The following is a 423-nucleotide window of genomic DNA, read 5'->3' on the forward strand; positions in this document are numbered from 1 at the left end:
CGTCTTCCACTTCGTTTCAGCCCCTTCGGGGTGCGGACCGATCGTCCCCGATCTCACGACCACCATCGAGGCCGCGATGGGCGCGGTCCGAGAAAAACAGAAGGAACCACCACAATGGCTACGATCGGCACTTTCTCCCGCACCGCCAACGGCTTCTCCGGCTCGGTCAAGACCCTCGACCTCAACGTCAAGACGGTGACGTTCTCTCCGGCCGATGGCGAAAATGAAAAGGGTCCCGACTTCCGAATCTTCGCCGGCGCCACCGAGTTCGGGGCGGCATGGAAGAAGACCTCGCGCGAGGGACGCGACTACCACTCTGTCAAGCTCGACGATCCCAGCTTCCCCGCTCCGATCTATGCGAGCCTGGTCGAGACCGACACCGAGGGCGACTTCTCGCTCATCGGGTCCCGCCGCACCGCAGAG

At 63.4% G+C, this 423-nt stretch carries 1 protein-coding gene; it reads left to right on the plus strand.

Annotation, left to right across the window (positions count from 1 at the left end):
* Positions 1 to 114 precede the first annotated feature (114 nt).
* The coding region (locus EOA22_RS37255) for a DUF736 domain-containing protein (RefSeq protein WP_164756364.1) at positions 115 to 423 on the plus strand (309 nt) is incomplete at its 3' end.

The organism is Mesorhizobium sp. M7A.F.Ca.US.014.04.1.1 (assembly GCF_003998745.1).
GTDB classification, from domain to species: Bacteria; Pseudomonadota; Alphaproteobacteria; order Rhizobiales; family Rhizobiaceae; genus Mesorhizobium; species Mesorhizobium ciceri.